Origin of the sequence: Paenibacillus sp. 1A_MP2, assembly GCF_052244825.1 — a bacterium.
Lineage (GTDB): Bacteria > Bacillota > Bacilli > Paenibacillales > Paenibacillaceae > Paenibacillus > Paenibacillus vandeheii.
In genome coordinates this window covers 3,493,226-3,514,217 of the sequence record NZ_JBQQCS010000001.1, presented here as the reverse complement: position 1 = coordinate 3,514,217, position 20,992 = coordinate 3,493,226, and the positions used below count along the sequence as shown (strand labels likewise).

Below are 20,992 nucleotides of genomic sequence, written 5' to 3'. Positions count from 1 at the left end.
TCTTATTTTACATTCTGGTCGGCAAACCAGGTTTTGATCTGTACCTCATGCTCGGCGGCCCATTCAGCTGGCGGAAGAATGAATTCTGCATTGGTTTCCCGTTCCTTCCTCGCTTCTACTCCCTCAACCAATGGTGTAAAGAAGCTGTCAGATGAATCGAAGGACGCTAACATCTGCTGTGTTTCCGGTTTGAGCATGAACTCTACAAAAGCCTTTGAAGCAGCAGGATTTTTGGTGTATTTACTGATGGCAGCAACACGCAGACTTCCCGGCGCACCATCTTCCGGCCAGATTAGATCGACGGGCTCCCCGACAACTTCAGGTCATATGCATTGCTCTCCTGCAATGCTGCAATATCGATTTCTCCTGAAACAAGGGCACTGCCCAGAGGACCATTTTTGGGATAAACTCTAAGACCATTCCCCATCATTTGTGCATACTTTTGCTCGCCCTGATCGATGCCCCACTTGTAAAACAGTGCGGAAACGAGCGGATATGCAGGTGCCGCAACAGCCGGATCAGCCTGACCCGCTGTGCCCTTGTATTCAAAAAACTCATCCCAGGTCTTAGGCGCCTGTTCCTTGGTAAGACGATTGGTGTTGTAGGCGATAACTGCTGATGCATGGATACTGATTGGAGTATAAGCGTGATCCTCTGGAACCAGGGAGGAGCCGTATTCGGTCAGATTGCCAATATTCTCAGGCGTCCAATCCGTCATCAGAAATCCCCTGTCAGCCAGATTGCGAATCGATCCGTGACCATCCATCATGACGACATCCCACTGCGGATTGCCTTGCTCGGCTTCAATTTTGGCCAAGGCCTCTCCGCCGCCGTAATGTACAGCCTCGATTTTGTATCCGGTCTGTTTGGCAAATTCGGGTGCAACAATATCAACAAAGTCATTTCCATACAGATAGATGCTCTCTCCTGTGTCCTCTTCTCGTTCAACTGTGCTGCTGTTTACAGCTGTAGACGAGACAGGTGCAGCAGTTTCGCCATTAGACGATCCACTTCCCGTTGTTACCGTTCCTCCTCCGCACCCTGCCGTGATTAATACAAGCAGCAAACTCATTGAACCTAAACTTTTTCCCAAAATGTTCTTCATAATTCTCCCCCTCAATATGTTGCTTGTTCAACCTCTCTTTATCCTAAAGCTATTATTGGAGATTCATATTAGGGGAAAGTAAACGCTAATTTAAATGATATTAATGTATTGTATGATATAATAGATGATATCAATGTTTAAGACGTAAAGGAGTCGTTAGAGGATGAATTTGCAGCAATTGAAGGTGTTTGTCTACGTGGTTGAATTGCAAAAGCTGTACTTAGTCGCTCATAAGTTGAATATCACACAACCGACAGTGACATTCCATCTGAACAAGCTGCAGGAGGATGCAGGGGTTGCTCTATTCCATACCAAAACCTATCACGTCATCAAATTGACGGAAGCGGGCAAAGCTCTGTATCACTATGCCACCCAGATTGTAGCCCTGAATGAGGAAATGCTCCGTACTCTGGATGACCACAGGGGCTCCGCGGCTGGTCGATTGCTGATCGGAAGCACTCACACACCGGCCACATATATGCTTCCAGTATTATTATCCGAATTCAAACAGCAGCATAATCTGCTGCTGAGTCTTGATGTAAAACCGGCACGCTACATCATGGAGAAAATAAAGTATTTCGAATTGGATGTGGGTGTCGTCTCCCATACTTCCCCGGATGACGCTGATCTGATCTTTGAGCCGCTGATGAAAGATGATCTCGTCATTATTTTCCATCCCGATCATCCGCTGGCTCATCAAACTCTAGTCCAGCCCAAGGATTTGCAGTCATATCCGCTCGTTGCCCATGAAGAGGGCTCAAGTAGTCGTAAGCTAATAGATCAATGGGCAGATGAACATGATGTCCAGTTTACCCATGCTATTGAAATATCCGGTTCCGAGGCACTGAAATCCATTGTACGCCTTAATCTCGGCATCGGTATGGTTTCTGAAGCCTCGATTATTCAGGAACTGCAAAAGGGAGAGTTAAAAGCCATTCCCATTCCCGACTGGACTCCAGTCAGAACGATCTATGCGGTAAGACATCGCAATAAACTGGTTACTCCAGCTTTAAGCCTGTTTTGGCGCATGTTAGTCACTAGCTTTTCCGAACGAAACACATGAGTCCTCGTTTCCTCTTACAACAAAAAAACCGTTAACCCTTTTTTTTAGAATTAACGGTTTGAAAATTTTAGTTTATTACAATCCTTTAGCCCGCTATCCCTTTTGATTTTGAATTCGTTGCCTTTTTTTATTTAGCCGGTGGAATGCTTTGCGGGTTATTAAATACATTTTTCGGATCATATTTCGCTTTTACTTTCCGCAGTCTCGGGTAGTTCTTACCATAATAGGTTGGCCCTGGATTTTTAATACCTTGGTCTGGTACGTTAATGTAGGACCCTACAATATAAGGCTGTAGTTTCTTTCTGGTGTTCCGAGCTAAGGCAATATTTTTAGCGGCATGGGATGGCTTCACCCATGAGCTGTTCCATTCAACATAAAATTCAGCTTTTCGCCAATAGAACGCAGTGGCTTGAGGAGCGACTCGACTTACAGCACCGCCCCAGTTAAGGAAATAGAAACCGGCTGGTGTGCCTTCCTCTGCTTTTTCCAGAAACTCGCGCATGACTTTGAAGGCTTTATCCGGGAATGGCTGTCTGCCAAAGCCACTGGAAAACTGGTTGCTGTATCTTTGGGTGAGCACAGGATCTGGGGCTAGCAGAAATTTCGTCGCTGCCCTGTATGGCAGATACAGAATGCTTTTTTTAGTAGGCGTTCCTACGCTAAGAATAGGCTCCAACTGACGGAGAGCTTCGCTCTTCGATCCGAGGTATACCCCTAGCATGCTAACATTACCGCCTTTTTTGGGACCAACACTTAATTCACTGCCCAGCTTGGTGCTGGCCTTAGGCGCCCACACTTGCCATTTCTTAACGACTTTTTCGAACTGTTCCCATGGCCAAGTGATACTAAATACAGTAGCTTTGACTGGTGAGCGCCGCACTTTGAATTTATATTTGGTATATACGCCGAAGTTACCACCGCCACCGCCACGTGTAGCCCACAGAAGATCAGAATTTTGTTTTTTGTTTGCCCGAATGATCCGCCCTTTAGCGTCAACCATTTCGAGTTCGATTAGATTATCGCAGATGAGACCCGTTGTCCTTTGCAGTGGACCAATCCCTCCACCAGGTGTTATTCCACCAATCCCAACCGTTGGGCTGTCACCAAATGGGGCCATAAATCCTTGTCGAGCTAGCGTATCCATGAGTCTTCCTACCCGATTACCTGTCTCAACGACGGCCGTTCCGCTTTTTTTGTTCAACTTGATTCTCTTCATTTCGCTAACGTCGATGACAATGCCTCCATTGACTTGTGAAAGGTTGGGCTCTAGGGCATGCCTGCCACTTCTCGGCCGAATAGGGACCTTATTTTGGCGTGCCCATCTTATGGCATTTGCAACATCCTGTGTTTTTTGAGCGAACACAAAAACCTTAGGAAATCTGTCCGTATGCGGATCCCAGTTCTTCCGAGCTACTTCATAACCAGGATCACCTCTAAACACCACTCGCCCTGTAAGCTTAACTTTTGAAATCACGCTTCTATCCAACTCCTTAGTAATGAAAACACATACTTTTCATTAACAAATTAGGCTGATTCCATATAACCTATGTAGGAGAATCATAATGAGTTTGGGCGTATAAAAAAAGAAAATATCGGATCACGAGCAACGTAAGCTCGTGATCCGATATTTTCAAATGAAATCACTTTTGCCAAACCATTTACTTTAGTTGGATCTTGAAGATATCTCCGGCTTCACCGCCAAATACGATAAAACCACCTTTGGGAAGCAGCGTTGATTGTTGATTGGTTGCTTTCGAAAATTGAACCACTTCACCTTTGTCGTTATATACCGCATAACCTCCGCTCTCCGGGGAATCCACTTTTAACGATTTATTCGCTGAGCGGGCGTCGATGGCATACCAGCGTGCTTGACCGTTTGACGGGATGGTGGTGATTCCTTTTTCCCACCGAAGATGGGTGTAATCGCATTCTCCGCAATGTACTCTTGTCCATCCTGAATTAAGTACTCCGTTTCATTCTTCGTACGGAAGTGCAGATCGAACGCATCTCTTCCGTTCATCACAGGAATCTGGGCAACATTCACTGCATTGTCCGGGTCAACAACTCGGGTGCCATTCGCATACCCGTTCTCTGCATCTACCGACAGATTTTTGATCAGCATGGTTGGAACCAGATAGAAGATCGACGTTATTTTTTCATCCAGCGCGTAATATTTCGAGCCGTTTCGAGCCTTCCATTTCTCTTTCGTTGCCGGATCTAGCGAATGATGATCCAATTTTTGATAATCATATGTGTTCATCACCGTTTGGCCTAATCCAGGCAACGTTATGTTCGCCAGAACTTTAATATTTATCTTGTCGTTACTTTCCTTCTCAAAGCTGACTTTCACACTTCCGTCACTACTCGTAAATTGTCCTTCACCAGTGTACACGTAATTCTGCCCCGGGATAAGTCCTCCCTGCATGGCTGGAAGTGTGATCTCACCATCCTTAACCTCTATATCCAGGGTTGTGCCTACCGTCCCATAGAGGCCGGAGTATGCCGCCAGATCCGTGGGCATCTTCACTTTGACAGGTGGTGTGAATGTCTGATCGGGCTCTATCTCGTCGATGATGCCTTGATCCTCAAGAACCTCCAGCAGAACTTTACTGGCAAACATCTGATTGTAGATGGAAGACCCACCCGAAGAAAGAACAGCCATCGAAATATCATGCTCAGGTATAGTTATTAACGATGCATGATATAACATGGTGTCTCCACCTTTGGAAAGTGCAGTAATGCCGTAATCGCTAAACGGTGCAAGCGAAACGGCATCCCATCCAAGGCCATAGTTGAAGGTATTTCTCTCTTCAGACACCCATATTCCCCGACGATACTCATCATTTTGCATGGACTCTGCCGAGGATGTGGACAGTATTTCCGGTCTGTTTCCTATCAATACCTCAGCGAATCGGCTTAAGTCTTCTGCGGTCGAGTAGATTCCACCTGCACCAAAGATGTTGGCATTTTCGACAGGCAGTTTCGTTTCAATTGTAGGCCAATAGGTTTCAGATAATCGTTCTCTATCAAACGAATCGAGTGGTGTCTTGGTTGCTTCCAGCTGTAACGGATCGCTGATGAACTTGGCAATAAATTCGCTGTAGCTTAGTCCACTTACCCGTTCAACCAATATTTCAAGGAGCTGGAAACCATCATTGCAATATACAGAAAAGGCTCCCGGGTTCGATTTCAGTTGCTCTGACTTTAATTTGAGCAGTAATTCGTCATGATTACGGGTATCGGTATCGTCAAATAACATACTGTTTCCATAATGGGTACCATAGAGTCCGGAAGAATGGTTCATAAGCATGCGTGGCGTTATTTGGGTATATCGGGCATCCGCCATTTCAAAATCTTTAATATACGAAGTGAGGGGCTGATCCAGATCCACCTTACCGGAATCAACCAGCATCATGGTGGCAGCCGTGACTACCATTTTGCTAACTGAACCAATTCCGAACATCGTATCCTTGTCTATGGGTGTCTGGGATGCCTTGTCGTGGAATCCAACACTGTCGGACAAAATAATCTTTCCTTCATCCATAATGGCATATTGCAAACCTGTGACACCATAATTCTGCACCATCTCTGTGGCGATCTTGTTGGTCTGAACTTCAATTGTTGAGCCCTTGTTCGACTCTGCCATGGCATGAGTCATCGGTGTGACCACAAGCACAGCCGTACATAACATACTGATCAGTTTTTTCATCTAATAACTTCCTCCTTTATGATGCTGCTCATCTGATTGCATTCATCATATCGGAGAAGAAATAAATGGAACGATAAAAGACCCTGAATGGAAAAAAACAATCCCCGAACGGTATGTTCAGCGACTGTTTATGTTAAAAGGAAGCACGACCATGTTATTGAATGACCGTTGATGATTCTCGATACTCATATGTCCACCATACTTTTCGCACATTCTGGATATGTTGGTTAGGCCGATCCCGTGATACTCCGAATTGGGCTTCTCACTCTTGAAGTGAGTCAGTTTTTGTTCCACATGATTCATAATCTGGATGACGAGCGCAGACGCTGTGGAGTGAATCGCGATCAGCATATACCTGTCTTCGGCAAGTCTGACTTTCTTGGAAGCCTCAATGGCATTATCCAGCATGTTACCAAGCACAACGCACAGATCATAACGATCAATGTGGATATGTTGCGAGTGAAGCCCAATCCGGGTATCGATCTTGATTCCGTTTGCCTGCCCAATTGCAATGATATTCGTAACAAGAGCATCGATAACGAGATTGCCGGAGTTCACCCGCTGGTACGCTCCTTCAATCTTATTCAACGTGAGTTTGATATGATCACCTGCTGCGGACAGTTCGTTGCGTTTGATACATTCATCAATGTACAGAAACTGCTGGTTGATATCATGGATGATGCTTTTAATGTTTTTGAAACTGTGTACCGTCTTCTCATAGTTGGCATCCTGATAATCCATCTGACGCTGAAACTGGGCATTTTCATGGGCAAGCTGTACCTTTTCTACCATATTATCGATTACATATACAATGAACACATTAAGAAAAAGGGAGCCTAGCACGGAAACGACATAATAGATATTTTTTTCACTATAAGCTGAGGCCACATTGATCTGATATATCGTAATGGTAGGTACGATCAGAAACAAGAAATAATAACGATAGTGCACAGCAAAACTTCTGCGTTTGGCAATCAAACGCACAATCAGGGTGACAATGAACATAATGCTGCAACCAAGCAGCATCACTTTGAAGAGTTCCCAATGATGCTCCACATTGAAATGATCCCATATGCTGTAATCTTTGGAGTCCAGTACCCCTATAATATATATAGCAATGTAATTAACCGTTGTGAGTAGTACGGCATACAGGATGGTAAAAGCAAGTTTAAGTATGAATTCCACCTCATAGGATTGCGCCAGACTGAAGATAAATAACAAAGCAACGGCGGACGAAACGACAGGTGAAAATGAAGATGCCAAATAGAAATACCCCACTACGACAAATACAATGAAATAGATTGCCCTGTGTGGTTTTCGTTTGGACTTACCCAGAACTGAATCAAAATAAAAATTCACCTGGAATGCCATAAGTAAGGGAACGACGATGAAAGACAAGATCACATAAATATCCATATCATTGAATCCTCATAATCATATATTTCGTATAGGCATCCTTGACTTCCTTCACTTTGGAGCGGCCTATGGGCAATTCGGTTCCATTCAACATGACGACCCGGGTCCCGACAAACTTCTGAACATGCAGCAGGTTAATCATAATCGAGCGATGAATTTGCAAGAAACCATGGTCTTTCAGGGCGGCGGCATAACTGGATAGAATGCCTTTGCTCTCATGCGAGTTTTCCTGGGTCACAAATTTCAATTTGTTCTTGACTGTTAAACTCTTCATGACCTCAATCCAGAGAATATCATCGTATTTCAACAGAAGTTCTTCATAGTCTGACTTGATGAGTACATACTTTTTGTCCAACGCTTTAAAATATTGACACAGCTTAATCATTTTCTCCTCGAAGATCTGTGGCTTGATCGGTTTGATCAGGTATTGAAACGTCACCACATCAAAGCTCTCTACCATATACTCAGGGTAGCTGGTCAGAAACATGATTTGCACATCCAGATACTTCATATTCCTGATTTCTTTGGCTGTCTGAATTCCGTTCATTCCGCTCATCTCCACATCCATGATGAGAATATGAAACGTGTCCCCCACGTTTTTATAGTGTGAGACCAACTGTTCACCGGATGTAAATAAGGTAACTTGGAAATCAATATTCGTTTTTAGAGATAAGGAGATCAGCATCGTTTTCACAAGTTCTCTTTGTTTCTCCTCGTCATCACAGATTGCAACATTGAACATGTCTGAACATCCGCCTTTCATTGACATCGACTCTGAATTTCACTCTCGAATATACTATTTTATCATAGGTTTCGGAGCGAATATGGGATGAAATGCATTATTCAGACCCTAAAATGCTGGACCCATAAGAACGTATCCCAATAAAACAAAAAGGCCGCTAAAATAGCGACTTTTAATGGGATAATGTTTCTTTGCCCCTCAACACAAGCCTGCGATTATGTCCCCAGCTTGGCGTTTTCTTTTAAATGCTTCCTTAGTTAGTTCATATTCCCTTTTTGTACGCCCTCATTGCAAAAAAGTACGCTACGAGCAAAATCCCAATACACTTTTACCCCATCGTACGGTGCGAACACGCCGTTCAAATAGTTGTTCAATTTGTCATTCATCACATCAACTCTCCTTATAATAAATTTTCAAGCACACGCTTTGCATACTCCCAGTTGCTTTTGTTGCGAGCATAAGCCAATTTGCCCTTTTCAGTAATCCTAAAATATTTACGCCGTCCGCCCTGAGATTCATCGCCCCAATACCACTCGATATCACCGTCGGCTTCAAGCCGACGTACGCTGGAGTACATCGTGGCTTCTTTTAATTCATACTCTCCACCCGAGCGCTGGCCAATCAGCTTGACAATTTCATAGCCGTACCGGTCAGCTTCGGATAAAAGTCGTAAAATCATTGTGTCGGTATGGCCGCGCAGCAGGTCGGATGTGATTTTGTTATCGCTCATGTAAGCACCTCCACATCTGCATCATACGATACACTACTGTGTCTGTAAAGGTAGTGTTTTAATTATACTACTATGTTGAATGCACTTCTGTGTTTGTCTGTACGGTTTGGACAAGGACATATAGCGTTAAAACTCAAAAAAGCCGCAACAATGCGGCTTTTGATCGTGTATACTCTTGTCGACTTATCTCGTGTTAATCAACATTAGACACATCATCTGATCAGCTATGAATATAAGTTAATGTCCATACATTATCTCTACGTTAATTGCTGCGCAATCTCCCAGACATGTCCTGCCGGATCTGTGAAGGCGGCCGTACGTACTCCCCAAGGCCGATCCACTGGACCGTTAAGCAGAGCAACGCCATGTGATTTCAATTCGTTACACACTGCATCCACATCTTCCACTCGGATGGTAAACTGGAAACGAGATCCGGATTCTCGACTTGCGACTGTTCCAGGATGGATCAGACCATGTGCTTCGGAGATATTCAGGAGATTAATACTCATATTTCCGAAGTTGTATACGGCAGAAACATTGTCTTCATATACAGCGGACATTCCGAATACGTCTTGATAGAATGCCCTCACCTTAGGCAAGTCCTCCACAAACAACGTTATAACATCAACATTCATTGACCCTAATGTTCTCATAGGTATACCCCTTCTCATACACTTTTGTTTACTTTAATACGCTCCTTTAATTACAAAAACGAGCCCCGAATGGTTCCAGCTAATTTAGATTTCTGTCTGGCAAACTTAAACTTCCCTTCTAACTCCTTTGGTACCTCCATACCCTCAGAAAGCTTAAAACCTACGGCCCGCTTCTTAGGGTCATCAACAGTATACATGACATTGAGACCAAGACCATCTTCATAAAAGACATAGGAAAATTTAATTGTCTACTTGATGGGTTTATAATAACCTTAAATCATGTCAAAATATGATACTGTTTAGGGGCACAATGAAAAAAGTGGAACGGATTAATATCATCATGCGCTATATCAACTTAAACCTCTCCCTTTTCAATTCATTATTGTCAAAAATAACAACAAAGCCGATCAATTTGCTCCACTGATCGGCTTTGTCTAATATCTATTTATACTCTATTTAAGCTCAATGCTCATTTACCGCACTGTGCAGAATCATAACACTACTTTAAAAAGCTGTTCTATTCACTCTTACCAACCCCGGTTGGACATACGCTCTTCTGGAGCTAATTTGGAAATTTCAATCCCTTTCATAGGAGCGCCCAAGTTTTTGGATACTTCGGCAATCAGTTTGTAATCTGTGTAATGTGTTGTAGCTTCAACGATTGCACGAGCGAATTTCTCAGGGTTATCTGATTTGAAAATACCAGATCCTACAAACACGCCGTCTGCTCCCAAATGCATCATTAGTGCTGCGTCTGCTGGAGTAGCTACACCGCCTGCTGCAAAGTTAACGACAGGAAGCTTTCCATTTTCATGAACTTCGCGCAGTAGTTCGTAAGCTACGCCCAGATTTTTGGCTTCAGCGTATAACTCGTCCTTGGACATGTTTTGCACTTTGCGAATCTGGCTGTTAATCAGACGCATATGACGAACGGCCTCAACAATATTGCCTGTTCCAGGCTCACCTTTTGTACGAATCATCGATGCACCTTCGCCAATACGACGAATAGCCTCTCCCAAATCTTTGGCTCCACATACAAATGGTACAGTGAACTCATGCTTATCAATATGGAACACTTCGTCTGCAGGCGTCAGAACTTCACTTTCGTCAAGATAGTCTACCCCTAGAGATTCAAGCACTTTGGCTTCTACGTAATGACCGATACGAGCCTTGGCCATAACTGGAATAGACACAACCTTCATAACCTCTTCAACGATGGTTGGATCTGCCATGCGAGCTACACCGCCGGCTGCGCGAATATCAGAGGGTACCCGCTCAAGAGCCATAACAGCTGTTGCTCCTGATGCTTCAGCAATTTTAGCTTGTTCTGCATTCATGACGTCCATGATGACGCCGCCTTTTTGCATCTCAGCCATTCCTCTTTTTACACGATCTGTACCTGTTTGCATATTTGTATTCCTCCTAATTACTTTTTTTGTTTCACTTCAATCTATAATTTAGTATAAAATGAGAATGGACAACTAAAAAGATCCAATATTTTCGGTTTTTATTGTACCACTTCAAACGACCATAGGAGGACCTATGCAATTTCATGTAGCTTACAGTTCATATTTGAACCGACCATATACCAAGATGAAGGCTCTTTATCATGCGATTCGTGATGCTATTCATGAAGGTAATCTCGCATATGGCGAGAAGTTACCCTCTACAAGAGAGTTAGCTGCGACGTATCACATTTCCCGAGGAACAGCGAATCAGGTATATGATACGTTGACTGCTCAAGGTTACCTTCATTCAGAGCATGGAAGAGGAACCTTTGTTGCTTATCAGTTGGATTTGAGCAAAGATTCTTCCACAGAAAAAGCTTGTACCCATCACTTATCCGCCTGGGGAAATCGTATTCAGCAGTTTGAACAGCAGACGACTCTAAGAAATGCTCAAACAACCGATGCCAGAATAGAGAGCGACGCAGTTATAGATTTCAGCAAATATCAGCCTGATTTATCCAAATTTCCTTATGATGAATGGAACAATCGACTGTATGCAGAGATACGACATCGTGAGCATCACATGAATACAACCTCTGCTTATGTTAGTTCAACAGGGGAGCCGAAATTGAGAGAAGCGATTGCTGCCTACCTTCGGAGGATGCGGGGGATTCAAGTCGATGCGGGTCATATCGCAGTGACTGCAGGCTCTATGCAAGCTATAGCTCTACTCACTCAATTACTTGCAGATCACGGGGATCATGTGGTTACGGAAAGTCCTTGTTATGTCGGGATTTCTCAAGCGATTACAGCTGCGGGCGCAAAGTTGATTGAAGCCAATCTTGATGGTCAGGGACTTGTACCCCAAAACTGGGAAGCGCGTATGTTGTTTGTGACGCCCTCAAGACAATTTCCTACTAGCGAAATGCTTAGTCTGGAACGCAGACAAACCTTGCTGGACTGGGCACATCGTCATGACGCTATGATTGTCGAGGATGATTATGATAGTGAATTCCGATATCGCGGGATGCATGTTGAACCTCTGAAAACACTCGATAAAGGGGGGCGTGTAATCTACCTTGGCAGCTTCACGAAAACCTTGCCTCTTGAAGTACGACTTGGTTATGTGGTCCTTCCCCCACCTTGGCAGACACTTTTAGAAAGGCACAAGCATTATACGAGCCAAGACCCGTCAATCTGATCGAGCAACGGGCATTAGCTGAATTCATGACAAGCGGTCAATATGAGCGTCATCTGCGCAGAATGAATCGTCTATACAGTCGCAAATTTCATCTTTTACTCACACTATTGAACCAGCAGCTCTCGACATGGTTTGATTGGGTGGAAAATGAAGCGGGTCTTCACGTGTTTGGCTGGTGGCGAGGTGATGCGTCCACTTATGAAACCTTTCGCGCATCAGCCAGATCAGAAGGGGTTGTATATTCAGAAGTCAGCAGTTCAACACCTGAAGGTACGAAGTATGGTATATATTTATCATTTGCACATTTGTCAGAAGTTCAGTTACAGAATGGCGTATCCAAATTAAAAAATGCTGTCACAGCTCCATTATGAGGTACCTCGCCTCTCTCGTCTTTCCAAACTGAACATTAGCTAATGTACACACCGAACGCATATTTGGCCAGCAATGGTGTGGACTAAGGACTCATAATAAAATCAAAGACCACGTTACCCTTTGGCAAGGAAACAACGTGGTCTTTGGATCGTTACCTATTCCTTAGCTATACTGCAGTCTGTCCTTGTACCAGACGTCTGGGATCATATCCCGCTCCAGTTCCAACAATTCATGAATGATCTTGTCCGCGTCACTGATGGAATTCACAAGCGGATCGGTGAGCATCGCCCTTCTCAGCTTCTCGTAGCTCTGTTCCAAAACAGCTTCGACCGTAAGCTCATGCGTATCCAATACAAGCTCTTGCATACCTCTTATTCCGCGCGGCATCTCGCCTACAGGAACTGGCTTCACTCCATCCATGTCCACGTCGCACAGCAGCTCCAGGAACGAATCGGAATTCATATTGGTTACCGCACCTTGATTAAGTGTATTGATGAAAAACTTCTTCCCCAAATTCCCTACCATGTTCTCTATGATATCAGTCGCATGATCCGGGCCAAAGGTGCTCATGTAATCGGCAATCGGGACATTTCCGGCAAGAAAGTCATCCACTTGACGCCACATTTCGTTGTGACGCTGGTACCTGTCTTCTGTCTCCCAGATGGATAGTGGCGGGATCGGGTCTGTAGTTTTGCCGAGACCTTGCCAATACCGAATGTATTCCTTCGTATGCGCCGTGCAAGTGGGAATGATTCCGAAAATGTCATACAGCTCATAGGTAATGGCATCATTAAAAATAGCTTTTGCACCGCGATCACCGCCGTTGTTCTCATCACCAGCCATTTTGCGCATGGCTTCCGCGATTAGGGGCATCACATTTTCCCCTTCGAAATCCGCTTTGAGCAGCCAAGTGAAATGATTGACGCCTGCGATACGGAAATCAAATTTCCGGTCGATCTCATGGGTGAACTCACCTGTCTCTTGGATGATGCCTGCTCGTACAGCGTAATAGGCTTTCTTATGCGGCATATGATGACTATCACACAGCGCAAACGATTTTAGCTTCGGTGCATAACGATGTAACGCAATGCCATGAACGGTAGACGGGTTAATATAATTAATCACCCAGGCATCAGGGCATAGCTCTTCAATGTCTCTGGCACATTCCATAATGACCGGGAGCTCTCTCATGGCCCTAAAGATTCCACCCGGGCCAATTGTATCGCCGGAGCACATGCGAATGCCGTACTTTAGAGAGATTTGGCAGTCCATTCCCCGGTATTTGACGGATTGCTCTGCAAAGCTAAGCACAACGAAGTCAGCTCCCGGCAGCACTTGTCTCCGGTCCACCGAGCCCTCAATCTTTAAGGATACATTGTTCTCCCGCGCGACCATCTCTGCCAGGCTTACCATTTTTGAAAGCCGCTCTTCATCCGTATCCACTAAAGCCAAAGTTCCCTGGTTCAAGTATGGTGAGTGAACCATCTGCCAGATGGATTGACGACCGAAAAACAGGCTGCCCGCTCCAATAACGACTACCTTTGGGTGTTGTATGTTGGTACCATTCATTACAAACCCCTCCTCTTAACGATATACGTTCATTATAGGTGAGTGGCCTGAGATCGGAATGGGTGATAGTTTTCAAAACATGTCATATGGTACGATCATTAATAAGAGATAAACTCTTGATTATATTAGATTAAAACCGAAGGATGTCACAAAGTGGAGAGGAATGAGTTGAATCATATGCATGCAGGGACCGTGAATATGAGTATAATCGAAGAACTTTCGGAGTATATCACACTTCGCATGAGCTCTTATTTGGAACAAACTCACGACAGCAATTGGATGGAGCACAAGTCACATTCCGATTATGATCTGTGGTTCATTACAGCAGGCTCCGTCAAGATTACCATCGATGGGATAGAACATATGGCGGCCCCGGGTGACGTCGTGTTTTTTTATCCGGACATGCCCTATATTGCTTCCACAACCGGAGAGCTGTGCCGATTCGTATACATGCACTTTGATTTCAGCATCGCTGAGCAAAAGCGAATTCTGGGCGAATTTCAACTGCCAGGCATCGTACCAGGCAACCTGGTTCGGGAGGAATCCACGCAGTTCACCTCGTCCTATCGAAGGCTCAAACAGGAAAGCGGCGCTTCCGGAAGTCCGCTCTACTTGAAGGCTTCTCTGCTTCTCGTTATTGCAAAAATTTTGGAGCTTCACGGGCAAGGTCTGTATAACGGTGAATTTCTAAAAGACCGAAAACCGAGGAAGACGGAAGGAAGTCTGGAGGTTCTGCAGAACGTATTCCCATACGTGGATGCGAATCTGCACCGTGTCATCCGAGTTAACGAGCTAGCAGCCATTGCAGGTGTCTCTGAGAAATATTTCATTTCTTTGTTCAAGAAAATTCTGGGTATTACGCCGGGACAGTACATCAATCAAATCAAGATGAACCGGGCACGTGATTATCTGTATGAGAAAAATTATACGATCCAGCAGATTGCCGGATTTCTGGGCTATCCCGATCCCTTCACCTTCTCCAAAGCATTCAAAAAATTTTACAACGTGCCTCCATCCAAATTTGAATAGCGTGTCGTAGACAAACATGGAGGCAACCGGTCTATGCCGGCTGCCTCCACACTTGATTAGTCATGGGTTATTCATGTTTCAGGTGTATGTCTCTTCAGCGTTCCTCATACGTAAAAGGTGCTTCACTCGAATACATGTCATGGAAAAATCCCTTGTACGCTATGTCCTCTTCCAGACATTTAATGAGATACAACAGTTGTTCGTCAGCTTCCGGTTCTTCGTCGGTACGCTGCATTTCCTCAAATTGACCTAAAATATTCTCCAAGAGGGTCACTTGAATAAATAAAGGCAGCTTCTCCATCATCGAATCTTCGATTTTGGTTTCGGAAGTATAACCCGCGAGGGCGGTTTCAAAATAATGATCCATGAACGCTTTGCGTTTATCGGCGTCAGGTTCAAATTGTATCCAGCCCACACCGTGTGTCCATAGATCTGCCAGATCATACATATACCAGCCGAAGCATGAATTATCAAAATCATACACCGTGATTTGGCCGGTATCAAAATCGATTGAGTAATTCCCATCGTTATAATCGAAATGGATCATCCCGAATGTTTCCTGGTTTGTATCCAACCCTTTTAAGGTATTCAGGAGCTCGACCATCTTCTCCTTAAGCGGAGAGAATGACTCAGGTATCATGTTATCGATATATTCACCCTTGTAATTATCAAATAAATGATGCCGGCGATGGACGGGAGTATACCCTTTTGATATTTTGTGCATTTTCCCAGGACTTTACCGCAATTATAATAGTGCTCGGTAATTGGAACGCCTTCCCGGTACTGATAATTGTTCTCTACTAGCATCTTGCCCTTGGCCATGTTAAACAGGCTGACAAAAAAGGTATAATGATCATTAGTAATCTCTTCCAGCAGATTGCCCTTCTTGGAACTCACTACATTCGAAACGCTGGCTCCATGATCAAACAGATACTGGACATATTCCAGTTCGGCAATGTAATCTTCGCGGTTTCTGTCAGGCAAGAATGAAATTCGGAGAATGAGCGATTTACACTCCTCCTGCTCACAGGTGTAAATGATATTGCGTCCTCCCTCAAGAGGAGGAACAAGCTGAATCTCGTAGCCTTCCAATTCGAACAATTCGGATACTCTAGCCAGTACATGCGTATTACCGATGTTAACAGCCTCGTTAAAGTTAATAATGATCTCCTCCAGTAAACATTGATGGGACGGTTTCCCGCACTGCAATGTCCACAAAAGGAATCCCTGTTACGCAAATATCCTTCTGTGAACCTAAAGCACAATCACCTTGTTAGTCATTGAAATTCGCTCCTTTTTGTTCAGATGGTTAAATCTTATCCTACAATTCCATATTAATCCAGAGGAGATGTCACAAAACCGTTTTCCCATTGGATAATACACCTTCTATTCCAACAACCGATTAAACCAGAGATCAAAATCAAAAGACTAAAAAGACGGATTCCCTAAGTTGGAATCCGTATTCTTTTAATTACTAACTTTGCTTACTCCATTTTCACGGGCAAGATTCCTCCAGCTTCCTTTTTGCCAACCAGTACGTTAATCCCGGCTGTTGTATTGGGCTCCTGCTTGCCATAAACGGCCAGTGCAGAGCGCACGTTCTGCAAATAAATCATCTCGTACGGATTACCGAGCGATAAAAGCGTGTACCTCTGATTACGACTATTCATCGCATCGATCAAGGTTTGATAAGCGTTCCATCCGAACTGACTTGCCACGTTACGGAACTGATAGGAGGCCAGGATAACGTAATCCGCCTTCGCAACCGCCTCATTCGTTTTGCCTTGTCCGATAATGGAAATCTCCGTCTTTAACGACAGGCTATTTGAGGCTTGCTTCAGTTGCTTCTCGAGCTGCTTCGCCTGTTCTTCCTCAGCTGCGACAATAACCACCCTGTCTCCTTGATGAAGTTGATCTGGTTGCACGCCGTCACGGCTGGACAATAATGTGACCGCTCGTTCTGCAATGTTGCTCTCCACCGTGCGATGCTCCTCAGATCCAATGACCGTGTTAAGCTTGGCTAACTTATGTGAAAGACTTTCGCTGCGTTCAAATAAACCATATTTCGATTTCAACTCCAAAATACGCTTTACGGACGCATGCACAGTTTCGATCGGAACCGTCCCACCCTCCACAGCATTCACTAGGGTTTGATGTGCGGCAGCCGAATCTTGCGGCATAAGTACAATATCCACACCTGCGGAGACTGCACGTTCTACCGCTTTATTTTCACCGAAATGCTCCGCAATTGCCTTCATGGTGAACGCATCGGAAATGATGAGACCTTCATATCCCATCTCTTCACGAAGCAGTCCATTCAATACTTTATGGGATAACGTAGCAGGTATCGGCACGCTGCTACCGTCTTTGAGCGAAATGACTTGTTCGTTATCTATGGCAGGGAAAGCAATGTGCGCGGTCATGATCATCTCCACACCGTTCTCGATCGCAGCCCGAAATGGTTTTAACTCTACCGAATTCAGCCGCTCAAGGTTATGTGTCAGCACCGGCATTCCGAGATGGGAGTCTACCATCGTGTCCCCATGCCCTGGGAAATGCTTGACCGCCGCGATTACGTTTGATTGTCGTAGTCCTTTTATGGTTGCGAGACCCATCCGCGTTACCAAATCCGCATTCGAGCCGAACGACCGCATACCGATGATCGGATTGTCCGGATTGCTGTTAATGTCGAGCACTGGCGCAAAATTAATGTTCAGTCCAAGTGCTTTCAGCTCCTCCCCCGTCAGTTTTCCAGCCGCTTCGGCCAGCGTTGTGTCTCCGGCTGCACCAAGAGCCATTTGACCCGGCAAATTGGTTCCACCTGGGATTCGCTGAATAACGCCTCCTTCTTGATCAATGCCAAGAAACATAGGTATGTCCCCTGCTTCTGTTTGCAGAGCGTTCGTGAATGTCATGACTTGCCTAGTGTCTACAATATTTTTGTCAAAAAGAATAAGTCCGCCCAAATCTTGATCGTGGATGATATCTTTCAGCCCATCATGAACAGTCGTGGTCGCTTTACCATTCCATTGCCTAATATCAGGCATGAGCATTTGGCCGACTTGCTCGCTAACCGTCATATATGAAATTAGCTTATCCCAATCTTGGGACTGTATCGCAGCTTGGCGTTCGAACCGAATCACTCGTGACATAAATACGGCATATTCGGCCCGCGTGACCGTCTGATTCGGACGATAGGTGCCATCCGAATATCCGCCGACCAAACCGTTCGAGCTCATGATGAGAATAGGTGCTGCTGCCCAATGTTTTTCTGTATCTGACCAATGGGCGGATTGTTTGCCTTCCGAAAGTGAGTACGCGCGAGTAAGGAATACCGCGGTCTCAGCGCGACTAAGCGATTTATCTGGAAGGAAGGTGCCACCTGGCAACCCGCTAGCTAGCCCGTTTTTTGCAGCTATAGTTATTTCTCGATAGAAGGGGTGTGTTGTTGGAACATCCGAATATGTCGTGCCCTCCACCGGTTTCTCTAACTGTTCTGGATAAAGCTCACGTACCAGAAAAGTGACGGCTTGTGCTCTTGTTACCAACCCTTCGGGCTTAAATTTCCCATTGCCGTATCCTGCGACTGTTCCCCGTTTGGCCATATACTCTATGCCGTTTTCTGCCCACTTTGAATGCTGCAGATCATTAAAACGTTCTTCCGCAGCTGCACTTCCTGCCCATATGAGCAAAGAACCGAGAACAGCACCACATATTGTCATCATTTTCAGTTGCATCTATCTCACTCCTGCTGCTGTTTTATGTAAGATAATTAGACGCTTCCGATATACATTTTGTTGCGTATATACATTTTATTTCCTGTAGCCTCCTTATGAATACTTGACTGTCATGGCAGCTTCAAAGATAATTAAGGTTTCACTAAAAATATCCATACAGGTTCATTTTACATTTGGGAGTGAGGTGATCATTATGAATTGGTTGAATGAACTCTATACATCACAGAAGCGTGAGTCGAAAAAGGACCTCGAACGTTCTTTGGTTGATGCCATCTTTCGGGTGTATGACCGCTTTCCACGGATTGGACTTAGAGAGCGAATCGGACAGCAAGAAATGTCTCTCGATATAGCCGATGCTTATATCCATGGACGTAACGCCATGATCGAAGCCGGTGTCGGAATCGGCAAGTCTTTTGGGTACCTGATACCAAGCCTGCTCACGAATCAAATGTCCCATCAACCGGTCATTATAGCTACATCCTCCATTCAACTGTCGGAACAGATACATAAAGATTTAAGGGTAATTGGCAGCCGGTTGGGATTCACAACGGTTCGCTCCGTCGTGGGAAAAGGCATGGCCCAGTATGCCTGCCGAAGCAGAGCGGCGGAATTGTTCAGGCCAGATGATCCGAACTCCTCATTGTCTACCCTTGCCCAGCGCGTTTTAGCTTATGAAATTGATGAACGAGCGGATATTAAAGGTGGAATTCGCGATGCCGAGTGGTCCAATGTTTCCGTGAATGATTGCCAATATGAACGTTGTCATCATAAAAATGGCTGCTTGTTTTACGATATGAGAGCCAAATTGAATGCAAAGGCTCACGAGATTGATTTTATTATCGTGAACCAGGACCTGCTCATACGGGATTTGATGAAGAAAAAGAAGGAAACAGAAGCATCATCTCGGAACAGCCTGCTCTCATCGTCATTGATGAAGCACATAATCTGGAAGCAAAAGTTCGAGATGCCAGAACGCTCGAGTTCACTTATCGGGGCGTCTGCCGCACTCTCGATACCACTGTGCAGCTTCTCACGAAGCAGTCCGGGGATAAAAGTCTCTTTTCACAATCCAAGTTCATAAAAAACTGCGCCCAGCGTATCTTTAAACAGATAAACGCGGACCTGCTCCACCATGCCAAACAGGATAGCGACCGTATAAAAGTATCCGAGATCAAGGGTATACCGTTAAACCAAGTCTCGAACGATTTGAAAGATCTCAGTCTTCGCCTTTCCATTTTGACCTCCCGCCACGAGCGGGAGATTGATGACGCTTTTGAAGCCATAAACGGGCTTATTACCCTCATAAATGTCTTGGCTGAAATAGAGGACAACTATCTCATATGGGCAAGCAGTCCTCTTGGAGTAGCCATGATCAGTATTTGTCCCAAAGATATAAGCCAATTTCTGAAGTACGCTTTATTTAATGGCAAGGCGCCTGTTATCCTAACGTCGGCAACACTTTGCCAAGGCGGGGAAACGCTGGAGGAACAGTACTCTTATATGACGCAATCCCTCGGTTATAAGGGTGATTTTTTGGATCGCAAATCCTCCCCTTTTGACTACACCAACCATGCCATGATGTACATCTCGAACAAAGTTCCTTATTACCACCATGAACAGCGCGAAAACTATCTTGAAGCAGCCTACAAAGAACTGGTTCAACTCTGTAATTTAACACAAGGAAGAACAATCGTCCTTTTTTCAGCAAAGGAGGACATGAAGTACATTCATAAGCAGTTGGTTTCAAGAACTAATGAGTATACATGGACAGTCCATGTTCAAAAAGAGGGATCTTCCCAGGACGGTGTCATCGCCGAATTCAGGGAAAGCAAAGGTGTACTCCTAAGTACCGGTGTATTCTGGGAAGGCGTGAATATCGAGGGTCCCGACCTGTCGCAGGTCGTTATTTTCCGTCTGCCCTTCCCTGTTCCTTCGGATCCCATTTATGAATATAAGGCATCTGTAACGGAGAATCCGTTTATGGAGGTGTTTGTACCGGACATGCTGCTCCGGTTACGGCAAGGAACCGGTCGTCTGATTCGCAGTGAAACGGACCTTGGCATACTCAGCATACTGGACTCCCGACTTAGCGCAGGGGCAAAAAAGAGTTACCGGAAACAGGTGCTGGAAACATTACCGTTCAAAAAAGTAACAGAGGATTTTTCGGTTTTGGAGAAGTTTGTTCAAAAAAAGGGGATACGACGTACGGATTGAAAAT

At 44.8% G+C, this 20,992-nt stretch carries 19 protein-coding genes and 2 pseudogenes; 6 read left to right on the top strand and 15 right to left on the bottom strand.

The genetic code is table 11. The features are described 5' to 3' along the window. Positions 1-2 precede the first annotated feature (2 nt). Together ACTWJ7_RS17250 and ACTWJ7_RS17245 are read right to left on the bottom strand one after the other, a co-directional pair. Positions 3-197 (bottom strand): hypothetical protein, encoded by a 195-nt coding sequence (locus ACTWJ7_RS17250; protein WP_443145676.1) that lies wholly within the window; start codon positions 195-197, stop codon positions 3-5. Between the two features lie 95 nt (positions 198-292). After that, positions 293-1,105, bottom strand: coding sequence for an extracellular solute-binding protein (locus tag ACTWJ7_RS17245; RefSeq protein ID WP_443145675.1), 813 nt, complete (start codon positions 1,103-1,105; stop codon positions 293-295). 163 nt (positions 1,106-1,268) lie between these two features. Between ACTWJ7_RS17245 and ACTWJ7_RS17240 the strand changes: the two genes are divergently transcribed. Continuing rightward, positions 1,269-2,168, top strand: coding sequence for a LysR family transcriptional regulator (locus ACTWJ7_RS17240; protein WP_301877163.1), 900 nt, complete (start codon positions 1,269-1,271; stop codon positions 2,166-2,168). 127 nt (positions 2,169-2,295) lie between these two features. Here ACTWJ7_RS17240 and ACTWJ7_RS17235 read toward each other — a convergent pair whose 3' ends face one another. The 9 genes and pseudogenes from ACTWJ7_RS17235 to pdxS all read right to left on the bottom strand — a co-directional run bounded on the left by ACTWJ7_RS17235 (position 2,296) and on the right by pdxS (position 10,827). Continuing rightward, the gene (locus ACTWJ7_RS17235) at positions 2,296-3,642 is read right to left on the bottom strand and encodes an FAD-binding oxidoreductase (RefSeq protein ID WP_301877164.1); all 1,347 of its coding nucleotides are present in this window, start codon (positions 3,640-3,642) and stop codon (positions 2,296-2,298) included. 184 nt (positions 3,643-3,826) lie between these two features. Next, positions 3,827-5,877, bottom strand: a pseudogene (locus ACTWJ7_RS17230) (serine hydrolase domain-containing protein). Between the two features lie 117 nt (positions 5,878-5,994). Next, entirely contained in the window at positions 5,995-7,293 is a 1,299-nt protein-coding gene (locus tag ACTWJ7_RS17225; RefSeq protein WP_443145674.1) for a GHKL domain-containing protein, read from the bottom strand. A gap of 1 nt (position 7,294) precedes the next feature. Continuing rightward, the gene (locus ACTWJ7_RS17220) at positions 7,295-8,035 is read right to left on the bottom strand and encodes a LytR/AlgR family response regulator transcription factor (RefSeq protein ID WP_301877167.1); all 741 of its coding nucleotides are present in this window, start codon (positions 8,033-8,035) and stop codon (positions 7,295-7,297) included. Between the two features lie 257 nt (positions 8,036-8,292). Continuing rightward, the gene (locus ACTWJ7_RS17215; RefSeq protein WP_301877168.1) at positions 8,293-8,421 is read right to left on the bottom strand and encodes a hypothetical protein; all 129 of its coding nucleotides are present in this window, start codon (positions 8,419-8,421) and stop codon (positions 8,293-8,295) included. Positions 8,422-8,435: 14 nt separating this feature from the next. After that, a complete protein-coding gene (locus ACTWJ7_RS17210; protein WP_079349093.1) occupies positions 8,436-8,765 on the bottom strand; it encodes a PadR family transcriptional regulator in 330 nt (109 codons plus the stop codon). A gap of 257 nt (positions 8,766-9,022) precedes the next feature. After that, entirely contained in the window at positions 9,023-9,418 is a 396-nt protein-coding gene (locus ACTWJ7_RS17205; protein ID WP_024633267.1) for a VOC family protein, read from the bottom strand. Positions 9,419-9,451: 33 nt separating this feature from the next. Continuing rightward, positions 9,452-9,663 (bottom strand): annotated as a pseudogene (locus ACTWJ7_RS17200) (phage tail protein); the annotation flags it as partial. Between the two features lie 282 nt (positions 9,664-9,945). After that, positions 9,946-10,827 carry a pyridoxal 5'-phosphate synthase lyase subunit PdxS gene (pdxS, locus tag ACTWJ7_RS17195; protein ID WP_024633266.1) on the bottom strand — a complete coding sequence of 294 codons (882 nt, stop codon included), beginning with the start codon at positions 10,825-10,827 and terminating at the stop codon, positions 9,946-9,948. 133 nt (positions 10,828-10,960) lie between these two features. Here pdxS and pdxR point away from each other — a divergent pair, with 133 nt between their 5' ends. Both pdxR and ACTWJ7_RS17185 read left to right on the top strand, forming a co-directional pair. Beyond that, positions 10,961-12,067: a MocR-like pyridoxine biosynthesis transcription factor PdxR gene (gene pdxR, locus ACTWJ7_RS17190; RefSeq protein ID WP_443145673.1), complete on the top strand. Its 1,107-nt coding sequence runs from the start codon at positions 10,961-10,963 to the stop codon at positions 12,065-12,067. After that, the gene (locus tag ACTWJ7_RS17185; RefSeq protein WP_443146456.1) at positions 12,010-12,438 is read left to right on the top strand and encodes a hypothetical protein; all 429 of its coding nucleotides are present in this window, start codon (positions 12,010-12,012) and stop codon (positions 12,436-12,438) included. Before pdxR ends, ACTWJ7_RS17185 begins: the two co-directional genes overlap by 58 nt. Positions 12,439-12,601: 163 nt before the next feature. On the opposite strand, the gene ACTWJ7_RS17180 is transcribed toward ACTWJ7_RS17185, so the two are convergent. Continuing rightward, positions 12,602-14,008 (bottom strand): family 4 glycosyl hydrolase, encoded by a 1,407-nt coding sequence (locus ACTWJ7_RS17180; RefSeq protein ID WP_079349096.1) that lies wholly within the window; start codon positions 14,006-14,008, stop codon positions 12,602-12,604. 177 nt (positions 14,009-14,185) lie between these two features. Between ACTWJ7_RS17180 and ACTWJ7_RS17175 the strand changes: the two genes are divergently transcribed. Then, a complete protein-coding gene (locus tag ACTWJ7_RS17175; RefSeq protein ID WP_079349737.1) occupies positions 14,186-15,037 on the top strand; it encodes a helix-turn-helix transcriptional regulator in 852 nt (283 codons plus the stop codon). A 94-nt stretch (positions 15,038-15,131) separates the two neighbouring features. Here the strand turns inward: ACTWJ7_RS17175 and ACTWJ7_RS17170 are convergent, their stop codons facing one another. The 3 genes from ACTWJ7_RS17170 to ACTWJ7_RS17160 all read right to left on the bottom strand — a co-directional run bounded on the left by ACTWJ7_RS17170 (position 15,132) and on the right by ACTWJ7_RS17160 (position 18,774). Then, positions 15,132-15,641 (bottom strand): phosphotransferase, encoded by a 510-nt coding sequence (locus tag ACTWJ7_RS17170; RefSeq protein WP_443145672.1) that lies wholly within the window; start codon positions 15,639-15,641, stop codon positions 15,132-15,134. 32 nt (positions 15,642-15,673) lie between these two features. Then, positions 15,674-16,255: a hypothetical protein gene (locus ACTWJ7_RS17165; protein ID WP_443145671.1), complete on the bottom strand. Its 582-nt coding sequence runs from the start codon at positions 16,253-16,255 to the stop codon at positions 15,674-15,676. 266 nt (positions 16,256-16,521) lie between these two features. After that, positions 16,522-18,774, bottom strand: coding sequence for a glycoside hydrolase family 3 N-terminal domain-containing protein (locus ACTWJ7_RS17160; protein ID WP_301877171.1), 2,253 nt, complete (start codon positions 18,772-18,774; stop codon positions 16,522-16,524). Positions 18,775-18,967: 193 nt separating this feature from the next. Here ACTWJ7_RS17160 and ACTWJ7_RS17155 point away from each other — a divergent pair, with 193 nt between their 5' ends. Together ACTWJ7_RS17155 and ACTWJ7_RS17150 are read left to right on the top strand one after the other, a co-directional pair. Continuing rightward, positions 18,968-19,855 carry a DEAD/DEAH box helicase gene (locus tag ACTWJ7_RS17155; RefSeq protein WP_443145670.1) on the top strand — a complete coding sequence of 296 codons (888 nt, stop codon included), beginning with the start codon at positions 18,968-18,970 and terminating at the stop codon, positions 19,853-19,855. Between the two features lie 125 nt (positions 19,856-19,980). After that, complete coding sequence (locus ACTWJ7_RS17150; protein ID WP_443145669.1) at positions 19,981-20,988, top strand: ATP-dependent DNA helicase; 1,008 nt, start codon at positions 19,981-19,983, stop codon at positions 20,986-20,988. Positions 20,989-20,992 lie beyond the last annotated feature (4 nt).